This window comes from Dyadobacter sp. CY261 (assembly GCF_021440085.1).
Taxonomy (GTDB): Bacteria; Bacteroidota; Bacteroidia; order Cytophagales; family Spirosomataceae; genus Dyadobacter.
Window position 1 is genome coordinate 215,603 of the sequence record NZ_JAKCPW010000011.1, and the last position, 13,871, is coordinate 229,473.

12 protein-coding genes are annotated in these 13,871 nt (G+C 51.1%); 3 read left to right on the forward strand and 9 right to left on the reverse strand.

Annotated features, from left to right (window positions below):
* The first annotated feature begins 1 nt into the window (after position 1).
* Entirely contained in the window at positions 2-691 is a 690-nt protein-coding gene (locus LZD49_RS27150) for a DsbA family protein (RefSeq protein ID WP_234670922.1), read from the forward strand.
* An 85-nt stretch (positions 692-776) separates the two neighbouring features.
* Positions 777-2,954, forward strand: a complete 2,178-nt coding sequence (glgX, locus tag LZD49_RS27155; protein WP_234670924.1) for a glycogen debranching protein GlgX — start codon at positions 777-779, stop codon at positions 2,952-2,954.
* A 145-nt stretch (positions 2,955-3,099) separates the two neighbouring features.
* Here glgX and LZD49_RS27160 read toward each other — a convergent pair whose 3' ends face one another.
* From LZD49_RS27160 to LZD49_RS27195, 8 genes are all read right to left on the reverse strand, one after another.
* Positions 3,100-4,557, reverse strand: a complete 1,458-nt coding sequence (locus LZD49_RS27160; RefSeq protein ID WP_234670926.1) for a family 43 glycosylhydrolase — start codon at positions 4,555-4,557, stop codon at positions 3,100-3,102.
* Between the two features lie 82 nt (positions 4,558-4,639).
* Entirely contained in the window at positions 4,640-5,710 is a 1,071-nt protein-coding gene (locus LZD49_RS27165; RefSeq protein ID WP_234670928.1) for a family 43 glycosylhydrolase, read from the reverse strand.
* Between the two features lies 1 nt (position 5,711).
* Complete coding sequence (locus tag LZD49_RS27170; RefSeq protein ID WP_234670930.1) at positions 5,712-6,095, reverse strand: hypothetical protein; 384 nt, start codon at positions 6,093-6,095, stop codon at positions 5,712-5,714.
* Between the two features lie 46 nt (positions 6,096-6,141).
* Positions 6,142-7,686 carry a RagB/SusD family nutrient uptake outer membrane protein gene (locus LZD49_RS27175; protein ID WP_234670931.1) on the reverse strand — a complete coding sequence of 515 codons (1,545 nt, stop codon included), beginning with the start codon at positions 7,684-7,686 and terminating at the stop codon, positions 6,142-6,144.
* A 24-nt stretch (positions 7,687-7,710) separates the two neighbouring features.
* Positions 7,711-10,812 (reverse strand): TonB-dependent receptor, encoded by a 3,102-nt coding sequence (locus LZD49_RS27180; protein ID WP_234670932.1) that lies wholly within the window; start codon positions 10,810-10,812, stop codon positions 7,711-7,713.
* Positions 10,813-10,922: 110 nt separating this feature from the next.
* Complete coding sequence (locus LZD49_RS27185) at positions 10,923-11,096, reverse strand: hypothetical protein (protein WP_234670933.1); 174 nt, start codon at positions 11,094-11,096, stop codon at positions 10,923-10,925.
* Positions 11,084-11,596 (reverse strand): DUF4142 domain-containing protein, encoded by a 513-nt coding sequence (locus LZD49_RS27190; RefSeq protein ID WP_234670934.1) that lies wholly within the window; start codon positions 11,594-11,596, stop codon positions 11,084-11,086. Before LZD49_RS27190 ends, LZD49_RS27185 begins: the two co-directional genes overlap by 13 nt.
* Positions 11,597-11,853: 257 nt before the next feature.
* Complete coding sequence (locus LZD49_RS27195; RefSeq protein ID WP_234670935.1) at positions 11,854-12,624, reverse strand: OBAP family protein; 771 nt, start codon at positions 12,622-12,624, stop codon at positions 11,854-11,856.
* Between the two features lie 240 nt (positions 12,625-12,864).
* Here LZD49_RS27195 and LZD49_RS27200 point away from each other — a divergent pair, with 240 nt between their 5' ends.
* Positions 12,865-13,104, forward strand: coding sequence for a hypothetical protein (locus LZD49_RS27200; protein ID WP_234670936.1), 240 nt, complete (start codon positions 12,865-12,867; stop codon positions 13,102-13,104).
* 132 nt (positions 13,105-13,236) lie between these two features.
* Here LZD49_RS27200 and LZD49_RS27205 read toward each other — a convergent pair whose 3' ends face one another.
* Positions 13,237-13,794, reverse strand: coding sequence for a DUF4142 domain-containing protein (locus tag LZD49_RS27205; protein WP_234670937.1), 558 nt, complete (start codon positions 13,792-13,794; stop codon positions 13,237-13,239).
* Between the last annotated feature and the right edge of the window lie 77 nt (positions 13,795-13,871).

The following is a 13,871-nucleotide window of genomic DNA, read 5'->3' on the forward strand; positions in this document are numbered from 1 at the left end:
ATTGGACGTATCAAAACACCAGGCGGATCGGGTAAAGATCATTCTTTATACTGATCCGCTCTGTTGCTGGAGCTGGGCGCTGCTGCCCCACTGGCAACGCTTCATCAGAGATTATAAAGACCACATTACCTACTCCTATTGTATGGCAGGTATGATTTCGAACTGGACGAAATACCACGATCCGTTCAATGATGTGAGCAGGCCTGCTCAGATGGGCCCGATCTGGATGGAAGCGCAGCACCGGACAGGCGCTGTTATCAATGACCTGATTTGGATCGAAAACCCACCCGCCTCCTCCTACCCGGCGTGCATAGCCGTCAAAACCGCGGCATTGCAAAGTTTTGAAGCATCAGAAATCTACTTGAACGCCGTTTGGAAAGCGGTCATGGTTGAATCTCTTGACATTTCCAAAAGGGACAATTTACTGGAAGTTGCCAAAAGCACAAGCATTCTTCACCCAGAAGCACTTGATTTTGAGCTATTTGCAGAGAACTACAACAATGATCCGAGTCGCGAGGCATTTCGTAGCGACCTGCGCCAGGTCGCTTACAACAAGATCGGCCGGTTTCCCACATTGACCTTTACAAAAGCAGGAAGAGGCTTGATCATGACCGGATACCGGCCCTACGAAGCATTGGTAGAGGCATTTGGGCAGCTGCATCCTATCACGGCACACAACGCCTCTTTCTGATAACGGGGAGACCTTGGCACAAAAATTATCAATGCTCCCTTCCGATTTAGCGAATCAACAAACGAAGGTTTAAATAACAAACACAATGGAAAGACGCATCGAGAACGAGGTGCTGGAATCGCCCAAAGGTCAGGAAATAAAGACGCTACCGGGCAAACCTTATCCTCTTGGGGCCACATGGGATGGAAAGGGAATAAACTTCGCGGTATTTTCCGAGAATGCCCATGGTATGGAGCTATGCCTTTTTAACCCGGAAAATGAGGCCGAGGAATACATCAAGATAAAAATTGAGGAAGTCACACACCATGTCTGGCACGTGTATGTTCCCGGTCTCAAGGCCGGGCAGTTGTACGGGTACCGGGTACATGGTCCATATGACCCTGAAAAAGGGCATCGGTTCAATCCAAACAAGTTATTGCTAGACCCCTACGCAAAAGCGATCAACGGTACCATTAGGTGGGATGATGCGGTTTTCGCCTATGAAATCGGAAACCCTGAACAAGACCTGAGTTTCAGTGAGTCGGACAGCGCAGGATTTATGCCCAAAGCTGTGGTCATCGATCACCATTTCGACTGGACCGGCGACACCCGTCTTGAGATTCCCTACCACGCTACGGTCATTTACGAAGTACATGTGAAAGGTTTTACCATACAGAACAAGGAACTTCCCGAAGAGATTCGCGGTACTTATGCTGCCATCGCGCATCCGGTTACCATTAAATACCTGAGAGAGCTGGGTGTGACCGCAGTTGAGCTGATGCCGGTGCACGATTTCGTGGCAGACCAACATTTGCTTGAAAACGGCCTGACCAATTATTGGGGTTACAACACATTAGGCTTTTTCGCACCGGATGCCCGGTACAGCGGCAACGGCGCAAGTGGCGGCCAGGTAACAGAGTTCAAAGAAATGGTACGGGAACTGCATAAAGCAGGCATTGAGGTCATTCTGGATGTGGTGTACAACCATACCGCCGAAGGAAACCATCTGGGACCGACGTTTTCGTTCAAAGGGCTGGACAACGCCTCTTATTACCGGCTGGTAAAGGACGATTCCCGACACTATATGGATTACACCGGGACAGGGAATACACTGAACGTCCGCCTGCCTAACGTGCTCGCGTTGATCATGGACAGCCTGCGTTACTGGGTGACTGAAATGCATGTAGACGGCTTCCGTTTCGACCTGGCAGCGGCGCTTGCCCGTACCTTGCACGAAACTGACTCCCTGAGCTCGTTTTTCAACATCATCCATCAGGATCCTGTCATTTCTCAAGTTAAGCTAATCGCCGAGCCATGGGATATTGGGGAAGAGGGTTACATGGTCGGGAAATTCCCGATCGGCTGGGCAGAATGGAACGGCATTTACCGCGACCAGATCCGCAACTTTTGGCGGGGCCATGAAATCGAGATGATCTCTTTTGCCAATCGCTTCACAGGCAGCCCCGACCTTTATCAAAGCGACTACCGCAGGCCAACGGCGAGTGTCAATTTTATTACCGCGCACGACGGGTTTACACTCAACGACCTTGTGAGCTATAACGAGAAACACAATGAAGCCAACGGCGAGGACAATAACGACGGCGACAATAGCAACCATTCGTGGAACTGCGGAACCGAAGGCCCAACAGAAGATCCGGAAATCAATGCCGTCAGGAACAGACAAAAAAGAAACTTGCTGACCACCATGTTCCTCTCGCAAGGCGTACCGATGCTGGTTGCCGGTGATGAATTTGGCAGGACGCAGAACGGAAACAACAACGCCTATTGCCATGATGACGAAATATCCTGGCTTAACTGGGAGAAGGCCGACAAACAGCTTTTAGAATTCACCAAGTCGCTCATCCGGTTTTGTGAAGAACACCCTACTTTTCGTCGCCGACGCTGGTTCCAGGACCTTCCCGTAATCGGTTCGGACGTTAAGGACATTATGTGGTTCAGGCCCGACGGAGTCCAGATTCCCGATGAGCAATGGGGACATCACAAAGCCCACTCCTTTGGGGTATTTCTAAATGGCCAGGGCATCCGGTGTGTCGCTCCAAATGGCGAAAAAGTCCGGGATGACCATTTCTACATCATTTTCCATACCGGGGATCAGGCACTCGATTTTGTGCTTCCAAACGAAGAATGCGGCAACCAGTGGCATATTGTGATCAATACGGCGGAAGATTTTATCGGTGAAAATGAATATACCGTCGCATCTGGTGACAAAATAAATGTCCTGGGAAGATGCGTGGTTGTACTCAGATGCCACGCCGACATGTGAAAAAGACGAAGTCAAACCTGGCCGACAGCGAAACACCGCTGCTTTGAGCCATTGCTCCGCGGTCGGCCAGAAGCGAGCGGTTTGTGTTGGATCAGAAAAACCTCATATTCCCCGGCAGCATTTTGTGGCTCCCGGGGATCGGTTTTTACAGACTTTTAAAAACAAATTTCTCTACGGTTGAAACATCTCCCCGCACACCTTTTGCAACAATGCCCGCGCGCACGGCCCTATCCCAGGGAGGAAGGTAAGTAACGTCCGGTGAAGTGATCTTGAAGGAAGTAAAATCAGCTCCGTTAAGGCTGTAATAGAAGCTGATATCCTTGTTATTTTTAACCTCCATTTTCAAAAATAAATGCTTGCCTTTCATCGGTACGGCAAATCTCCCGACGTTACTGCTCGCACCGTCCTTGACAAGGGTAACGCTGACACTATCCTGATTTGCAGCCGCATAGATCATATTCTTATCATCCCCGATCAATGCGACACCGGTCAAGGCGCTTTTTGATGGGATTGTTTCCACGGTTGCTTCATAGTTCTGGCTGTCGATCTTTTTGGCAACGAACAGTTCCCGCTCGTCTTTAATTTGCAGGTCCAACCTGCCGTTTTTCAGTTCGAATGAAGGCTTATTAAAAACAGACCAGCTCCATTGCAGATCGAGCTTTGCCTTGTCAAAATTGTCGGTGATGGTATAGGCTGTACGCGTATCAGCGGGCGTAATGTATTCGTCGGTGAAGCGGAGCCAGTCGTCTGCCGTAAATTCAAAACCGCGGATCAGCGCCTGCCGGCCGGTGTATTTGTTGGACGCCCTGTCGTAGGCATGATACATGAAGTAATTTTTACCATTATGTGTCACGGCCGTACCGTGGCCGGGGCACATCCAGTCACCTTGTGCGGTCAGGATTGGGTTCCCCGTGTATTTTTCCCAGGGGCCCATCAGGTTTTTGGTGCGTGCAATACCTGTTGCGTAAGTACAGCCGGGCCCGCAGCAGCCCGCCGCTGCGTAGATCGCATAGAAATACCCATTGTTTTTAATCACTGAGACGCCTTCCACCAAATTGGCCTCCCAGGGCGTATCGTTTCTGAACAGTTCCTTTTTCTCACCGGTCAACGCTGTTCTTTCCTCATTCATGGGCTGGATCCAGATCGGCGTCGGCCTGCCTACGCTGTTGCCATCCTCTTTCCAGATCAGATGCAACTTGTTATTTTCGTCGCGGATCGGAAAACCGTCGATGGAGCCAACTTCCTGACAAACCAACGGGCCATGGTCGTTAAACGGACCTTCGGGCGTATCGGCGCTCGCAACACCTACACACAGATTGCCGCCTTTTTTGTGTGCAGTGTAATACACATATACTTTGCCATTATCGTAATTCAACTCGGGGGCCCAGTAATAGAAATCGGCCCAGGAAGTAAGGTCGGGGAAAATGGATCCTGTTTGTTGCCAGGTTTTAAGATCTTTTGACTTCATCAAAGGAAATGCGGGTGCCCAATTGGAACTTGTTGCCGCGGCGTAGTAGGTCTCTCCTACCTTTATCACCGAAGGATCGGCAAAATCGCCGCGAACAACCGCCCGCTGGGCATTTGCAAATTGAACTAAGGTCAACAGTAACAGGGTAATGCTTAATTTCCTCATAAATAGTCTTGAAAGTAAATGCGCTTAAAGTGCCCAAATATAATGGAAACCGCTATTCGCCCGAAGGGATGGTAACCGCTTGCCCGGTTGGCACCGGCTCTCCAAAGCTTGGCAAACCATCGGCGGTCCAGGTGAATTTCTGCATTCTTACGTTCCTGGCGTCACCGCAACCCTGACCAGCGGCAGAGTTCGCATGATAAATGATCCAGTCTTCTTTTCCATCCCTTGATTTGAAAAAACCATTATGCCCTACCCCAAAAGCATTGGCCGACGCGAGTCCTGTAAAAACCGGCGCGGGCATTTTCGTCCAGTTCTCTGGATTCATGGGATCGCTTCCTTCTTTTAAGCTCATCAATCCGAGCGAATAGCGGTCGTCGCCGCAATAGCTTGCCGAATAGGTAAGAAATACTTTTCCAGCCGGATTTCGCAGCACTTCCGGCCCTTCGTTCACGGCAAACCCACGCCTTTCCCATTCAAATTCCGGGGAGGCGATCTGCATCGTTGGGCCGGTAAGCGTGGACGGGTCGCTCATTCGGGCGATATATAGGTTTTGGGTCAAATCGGCATTTCCGGACGCGAAAGGCCTGCCCGACCAGATGAGATACAGCTTGTTGTCGTGCTGCAAAACAGTAGCATCGATCGACCACAGATCCACTGGCTGGGTCGTGAGCCTGCCCCTGTCCGTCCAGTTCCCCTGCGTCGGATCCGGATTTGCGTTTTCCAGCACCCATAGCCTGTGCTCGCGATCGTTACCGTCGGAGCCGGTGTAATAGATGTACCATTTGCCATCCAGAAAAAACAGCTCCGGTGCCCAGATATCCCGGGAATTGCCGCCGGAAGTGGGTGCAGTAAAAACAGTAACCGCAGGTGCGGCATTCAACCGACTCATTTTACCCGTTTTCCAGATCTGTATCCGGTTCCCAAGCGTGTGCAGGTAATAGTAAGTGGTATCTTTCTGATAAACCCACGGATCGGGTGCAGAATTAAGCAGCGGGTTCGTAAAAGTGGTCGCCTGCTGCGGCCCGGGCGGCGGCGTGCCCGTCTCCTTTTTGCAGGAAGCATCGACGAACAGCAGCGGAATGCCCCAAACGAGGATAGCGCGGTAAAGCGAACGAAAAATCATATCAACGGGAGGCGCTTTGATTAGTTTTAATGGCTTGAACGGTGGCTATGCCCCGCCGCCAGGAGAAAAATTTTATCTGCGTCTTTCCCGAAGTGAGCACCAGGAGCGCATCCGCACCACATCGGCATGCAGCCGGCATTGCCCGCTCGATGGCCGCTTCGGCAGTCCGTTTGACAAATAATACCGACCCGGTAGTACTTTCCACTTCGCATACCACCGTATAACCCCCGTTTATTTCTTTGACATCATTGAAAACAGGAAGGCGGCAATCATCGGCCTTCGCCTCCACATGGCTCACCTCCTTCACTTTTACGGAGGCGCAGGAGGATAGAATGGTCACTGCGATCAGGCAGAGAACCTGTATTCGGTTGTTTTTGGTCAACATAAGAGTTGGAATGAATGTGAATGCTGTCGTTTTAAATCTGACTGTATCAATACCCGGGATTCTGCGTGAGGTTCGGGTTAAGGTCAATATCCGATTGCGGGATTGGGTACCATTCGTTTCTGCCTTTTACAAAATTGGTAAACTCCGGATCTCGCACAGCCAGTTCCGGCCCCAGGTCTCCCCAACGTTGCAGATCGGCAAAACGCCAGCCTTCACCTGTCAGTTCAGTTATGCGTTCGTGCTTGATCTGTGCCAGGAATTGCGCCTGGGTCATACCTGGCCTCACCTGTGTCAGCGGCCGCAATCCTGCCCGCGCGCGTACCATATCCACATAGGGGTAGGCCTGGGTAGTCTGCCCAATGCCATTGAGCGCCTCGGCATACATGAGCAAAATATCGGCATACCTCAACAGCCGGTGATTGTTGGGCGACCTGAAACCCTCTTCGGTCCTACCGGGTTCATTATCATTTAACTGCTTCCTAAACCATACCGAACTGCTTTCACCCCCGCTGGTGCCATAGCGGCTGGCGAACGTTTGCCCGTAAACCATCGTGAATTGCGGGCCGCGCGCATCGGTCGAATCGAAGAGCAACGTCACGCCAAGTCTTGGATCCCGGCTACCGGAGGCGGTATTTTCTTTTTCAAACTCTCCTACCAGCCAGCGACGGGCCCCACCGTCGGAAAAGCCCACGCCGCGCGGGGCGTAAAACTGTGCAATGGAAGTTCCTGTGTTATTGATGCGGGTTTCGTCCACATCGTCGTCGGTATTTTCATTGGGGTTGAACCGGAATTGGATTTCAAATACCGATTCACTGTTATTCTCGGTCGAAGCCTTGAAATTGTCCTGATAGTTGGTCGTCAGCGTATACAGCCCTTTGCCTTCGCCCGTGATGAACCAGGCCAATGTGGTGGCCGCTTCCTGATATTTATTTTGTTGTAAATACGCTTTTCCCAGCAGGCCCATGGCCGCCCCGCGCGTCGCCCGGCCGAGATCGTCGCCCGTATAGCTGAGTGGCAATGCAGGCGCGGCTTCGGACAAATCCCGCTCCACCTGCGCCCAGGCTTCTGCATTGGTCGCGTTGGGAGGGCGATCGGTTGGCTCAGAAGGTTCGAGGATAACTGGCGGACGACCATAATAGAGCGTCAGGTTAAAATAGAACAGCCCTCTCAGAAATTTCGCCTCTCCGATGATCCGGTTTTTTATGGCTTCATTCATTTCGATGCCGGGCACATAGGCCAGCACCTGATTGGCCCTGAATACACCAATGAACAGGTTTTGCCAGGTCCCGGCGGTCAGGCCCTCGTTGTAGTTGGTCTGGTTGAAGCTCATGATGTTGTTCAGCGTAATATCGCCGCCAGAGCCGTAGCCTTCGTCGGACCTTAGCATTCCGTGGTAGAACAGGAACCGGGAGTAGAGCGTGGCCGTCCGGTGAAAAGTACTGTACACAGCGTTAATGCCTTTAATCGCATCGGCTTCGCTCTTCCAGAACGATGCGATGGTGGGACTGTTTGGATTAGGCTCGTCGAAATCGCGGTTACAGGCGCTGGAAACAAGCAGAATGAATGAGGCGAGGACAAATATCTTTTTCATATCGATGTCTGTTGAATGAGCTTTTCAGAAACCCAGGTTGAGGCCGAAGGAAATAATGCGGGATGCTGGATAGCCACCCAGGTCCACGCCCGGTTCGAGGTTGAAGTTCGCCCCCACCACATCAGGATCAAGCCCGGTGTATTTAGTGAATGTCAGCAGGTTTTGAGCGCTTACATATACCCTCGCATTGCTCAGGGACAATCTACCAGTGACAGCCTCCGGGATCGAATAGGACAGCTCGACATTTCTCAACCTTAAATAAGACCCGTTTTCCAGCCAGCGATCGGTATTGGCCCGGACATTGGAAACGATCCCGCGGTCGGCACTGGCAGGGTCGCCGGCCACACCCGTGGAATAAGAAACGCCGAGGCGTGGAAAATCGGTGTCAGTGTTCTCCGGCGTCCATGGGTTGATACCTCTGCGGTAGTTGGAATAACCCATGCCATCAATGTCTCTGCGAACGTCGTTATATAACTTCTGGCCAAATGCCCCGTAAAACTGAATGTTTAACGACAAACCCGACCAGGTCCCGTTCAGGATCAAGCCCGAAGTCAGTTTCGGCCACGGACTGCCGGCAAATGTGCGGTCGCGGTCATTGATATCGTCGTTCGTACCCTGGTCGATGCGGTTGATGTAGCGGATATCGCCCGGTTTTGCATATGCCGCCTGTGCCTTGTGTGCCTGTATCTCTTCGTCGTTTTGAAAAAGGCCGTCCGTCTTGATCAGGTAGAACTCCCCTATCGAGCGTCCTACCTGCGAGCGGGTATTCCCCGACTGGATGTAGTTCCTTGGCTCGCCTGTTTCCTCGTCCACACCCAGGTTCCCTAGTTCGAGCACTTTGTTGCGGATCACGCTAAAATTGGGTGCAATGCTCCAGGTGAACGGACCGGAGGTTTGCCGGTAAGTGAAATCGAGCTCGATACCCTTGTTTTCAATAGAACCGATATTCACGAGGGGATCGCCTTGCAGGTTGCCGATGTAAAGCGGGAGCGGCAGCGATAGCAGCACGTCCTTGGCCACCGAGCGGAAGGCATCGACGGTAATCGCGAGTTTGTTGTTGAAAAGCACCAGATCGGCGCCGATATTGGTAGTGGCCTTTTGCTCCCATTTGATATCCTCATACACGAGCCTGGCCTGTGTAGCCCCTGGAAATTCCGTTTGCCCCGACCCGAAAACTGCTCTCGGTGCCTGGTTCAAAAAACCGGTGAATTGGTAATTGCTTAGATTGGCCGAGCCTAAAACTCCGTAAGATCCTCTCAGTTTGAGCTCGGTTATCACGTCCGATTTGAAGAACTCTTCGTTACTGATCTTCCACGAAGCAGCCGCGGACGGGAAATACCCGGTGCGGTGCGCGGGCGAAAAACGGGAATCCTTATCGGCACGGAATGTAAAGGTGAGGTAATATTTTTCGGCAAAATTATAGTTCAGCCTACCCAATGCAGAGTTAATCAGTGTTTGCGACCGTGTTCCGGTGGCGGTCATCCCACCACTGGCCGAATTGATGGTCGTGAAATACTCACCCCCATAAAACCCAAGCTGTAATCTGCGCCCGCCAACATCGTCATTGCGGATCGTTTGCTGGGTGTAACCGACGACGCCATTCAGGCTGTGTTTATTAAAAGTAAAATTAAAGTTCAGGGTATGCTCGAACAGATAGCTCAAAAACTGGGCCCGCATCTGCCCTACGCTGCTGAATTCGGGCGACTGGTTCCAGTACCAGAGGCCATCTCTTCTGATGTTGTTAGTTTTGTCAAAACTGGTTTCCAGACCTGCGTTGAAGCGATAACTGATGCCCTTGAATATCTTGTAGTCAATAAAAGCATTGCCCAACACCTTGAAAAAGTTGTAGGTAGTTTTGGTAATGTCATTGATCGCAGCCTGATTTCTGGAAAATGAGCGTGCATTGAAAGAACCATAACCCCAGCCACCCGGGTTGGAGGTGCTCACCAGATCGGCACTTTGGACGGGGATGATCGGCAGGCTGGTCCAGATGTCATACCAGGCATTTCCTTCCGCAAATCCTCCCTGAAACGGCGTGTTCCGTTCGGTGCTGGAAATCATCAGGTTTTCTCCGAAAGTGAATTTATCACGCGTCGCCTCCGTATTGATGCGGAACGAGCCCCGCTGAAAATCCCGGGCTTTGAGCACACCCTCATCCGCAAAATAGGAACCCGAAATCAGGTATTTACTGTCCTTCCCACCGCCCGACAAGCTGACGTTGTAATCCTGAATGCTGCCGGTTTGCAGCAGTTCGTCGGCCCAATTGGTATTCACAGCCCCATTGTAAGCCGCAACGGCCGGCTGCAATGCGTAACCTGCCGCCTGATAGGCGCGGGTGTTTGTAGCCACATATTCCTGCGCATTCATCATATCCCACCGTTTGGCAAGCGAAGAGATACCTGCCCGCACGGAGGCATCCACTTTGAGCGCGCCTTCTTTCCCTTTTTTTGTTGTGATAATGATTACGCCATTCGCCGCTCGCGAGCCGTAAATGGCCGCCGCCGACGCATCTTTTAATACCTGTATCGTCTCTACATCATTGGGGTTAACCGTGGTATTGGCGTCGGCAAGCATGCCGTCGATAACATATAATGGGCTTGCATTTCCAAACAGCGTACTAAGCCCGCGAATATTTACGACCGCCTCCTGCCCGGGCGCACCGCCATTGCGCACCGTTACGCCCGGCGTCATACCTTGCAATGCTTCCGGTAACGAACGCGCAATACGCTTGTTCGTATTTTGTGCATCAATAATCCCGGTGGCGCCGGTCAGGTCTGCACGTCTTACCGACTGATAGCCGATTACAACGAACTCTTCCAGATTCTGCGCGTCCTCGGCCATCTGGATGGTGTAAGTTGACTGGTCGGTTACCGGCACTTCCGAAGCCAGGTATCCGATGAAAGAAATACGCAAGGTTTGCCCGCTTTGCGCGGAGATCGAAAATTTCCCGTCGACGTCTGTAATGGTCGCAGTGTTGGTACCTGAAATAATGACGGTCGCACCAGGCAATACCTCGCCTGTGGAGCTCTGCACAATCCCGCTGATTTCCCTGGTTTGCGCCAATGCAACTTCCGCGCAAAGGAAGTAGAAGAGTATAAAATGAACAATTATATAACTGTTTCGCATAGCCAACGAGTTGATGATTGAAATGACTAAAATGTATCGATACCCTGGTATTGGAAGAAAAAAGTATGCGACAATAAAACGGTTAACAATATACGTCTGCGTGAGATTATTTACTGGCGGTCTTTCCGCTGGCTTTTTTCGGCTTTCATTCTTTCGCTCACACCATCGTCGACACCTTGTCCCGCAGGCATAGGCGCAAACACTGCTCCGGGTGTAGGCGGCGCAGGCGGTGCTGCCCGGATTTGGTAGCGATGTGCTGTAGACCGCGGGCCTACCAAAGCCATTCTTTCAGCTTGATGGCTTCTTCCAAATGGTGATGAAGTACCGGAAGCTTACCTTCCGCGAAGGATTTAACTTCCGGGTCCTGTCCCAGTGTTGTTTCAAGTTCGAACAGATCAATGGTTTCGACATGCGAGATCACCATCATAGCCATATAAACCGAGTCGAAAGTCATTCCGCTCAGCATGGCGAGGCTATCGAGCTTCATTTGTTTGGCGGGCGAGAGGTTCTCCGGGAGATCGACCATTTTCTTTTGGGCCAGGGCCTTCAACTCCATAGTAGCCATACTATGATCGGTGACCATGTGATGACCATAATGTTTGACAGAATCGACGACCGCCTTGTCGGAGGCCATCTCGCCGGCCTTAATCTCGAAAAGGTTACTGTCAGCCGCCTTGATCATAAAATCGCGGTCTACCTGCGCGAGCGTCCCGTCGTGATCGGTACAGGACGTGGCAATAAAAAAAAGACTTACAAAGCCTAAAGGGAGTAACAACTTTTTCATAAAGAATTGATTTGGTTTAAATGAACAATAGCCACAAACGCGCGACGACGTAGCAACATAGGATTGGAAATAAATTCGGGGTGTGCTTTATAAAAAGCGTGCCTGGGTGTTGTCGGTTACTTGGCAGCCGGAGCGGTTGAAAGGCCGAAACTTCGCCTCGGCAAACGCTGAAACCGCTTATGAAGAAATGCTGTGTATGGCAGGCTGTCAGAAGTGCCATTCTCGCCAAGGGGACGGGACCGGCATTGCAATCAGCGCTAATGGGCATGCATTGCGGAATCGGCCCGGTCGCTGATGACCAATTGCCTTACCTTGTTTTTTTGCCATGCGTCGGCAAGCGCGTCGGGCGTTGGTAGTGCGATATCGGCACGCCGCTCACGGATGTCCGGTGTTGACACCCCAAAACGTTTGTCGCGGTCCTGCAAAAGTGCCTTGTCGAGCTGGCCATCTTTGGTAAACGCCATCATGATCTGTGGCGCGCCCAGCGGTAACGTCCGTTGTTGATCGGTATGCCAGGTGTGGATGGTTTTGCCGTAGGTCGACACCAGCTTTTTCATCAATTCATGCTCAGCTACCTGGGGCACTCCCGGCGCAATGAGGGTACCCGATTTCACTTCGAAACGATGGCTATGCCAAAGTAGCTTTTCCTGCTCGTCAAGTTGTTTGAAAAGTTTATCCGTGATGATGTATTCTACGCCCATGAGTTTGGCGGCGGTTTTATTGCCATCGAAAATTACCGCCTGGTACATATCCTCATTTAGCTGACTGACATAATGATGTGCTTCCATTTGTGCCTTCATATTCCCATTGTAAAAATGAAAGCCGTTCAGATACATATTAAATGCATTCAGGGGCGTCTTGTCCTGCAATATATCTGCACTTTTTTCCAGAAACTTTTCCTTGGCAGGCTGCTGGCCGCCCGGCGCCTCCACATTGGACTCTGTGTTTTTTCCTCCGCACGCCAAAAGCGTACATGCCGTAAGCACGACGGGTACTATGTAGATGTGTAGTAGTGATTGTGGTTTCATCAGATTCGGATCAAGTGAATGGTTTGAGCTGCGTATATCACTACACGTCTCAAGAGGGTAACATAGGCTACAAATCGCTTACCAGCCGTGAATACTTCTGAGGCAGTCGGTTGATGGGTAATTAAGTCTACGTATCAGTTATCACCCGGTCGGAAGATCGATCAGATGAGGATCAGCGCTTCTGGAACAGCTTTTTAAGAGGCGGCCGAAATTTTCCAGTTCACTTCAAATATTTGTTTTATGGACATTACCAAAAATGACAGCCATCAGGAAGGTGGCATGGCGAAGGCCATCGAATCACAAACTGCCAAAATCCCTTCGGACGCATTTCTGTGGACTTCAATAGCGTCCATGGGTGTATCGCTCGCATTTAAACTGACGGGCCACAAACACACCGCGCTATTTATTGGTCAGTGGGCCGCGCCATTTTTGCTGCTGGGGATTTATAATAAGATCGTCAAGACACAGGGACACGATTAATCGATTTGCTTAAACAGGTAGTATTGCCGATGGGATGCAGACCAGAAACTGGTACGTTCGTCAACAAAACAGGCTTCGGGAGTGTCCCGAAGCCTGTTTGATTTCAAAAAAACCAATTCACCAACATTAAAACTATTTGCGAACGGAATCGGCCAGCATTTGCGCAGCTGCCAGGTGGTCCTGCAATGCCGGTACCTTGTCCGCGGCCCACGATTTCAGCTCGGTATCATTGCCTCCGGAAGCCTCTGACTGGAATAGCACTATCGTCTCCTGATGCGACGAAACCATCATCTTCGTATACATCCGGTTAAAAGCAGCACCGGTTACCCCGGATAAACTATCCAGTTTTTGTTGCTTGGCGGAACTTAGCGAAGCAGGAACCGAAGCACCCTTTCTTGTGGCCATGTTCTCCAGTTCTTCATTCACTTTTGTGTGGTCCGTAACCATCATCTGTCCAAACGACTTGACACTCAACGAGTCTCCATGCATAGAGCCCATTGAGGTCGAATCTCCCTTCGCCACGGCCATTTCCCCGGCTTCCACCTCAAACATCCCCCCATCGGCGGCGTTGGTCACAAACATTTTGTCGGCTTCCGACAGGTTGTTGCCGATATCATTCTGATCATCGTCATCGTCGCAGGCGACGGTTACTAACATGGCTGCGAAAAGCAGCAGGCGTATCTTCCTCATAATCGACAGGTTTAATAAAACAAATTTTAGTCGCGCGGCCCACTAAAGAATTGTACCAATCATCCCGGCCGGCCGTC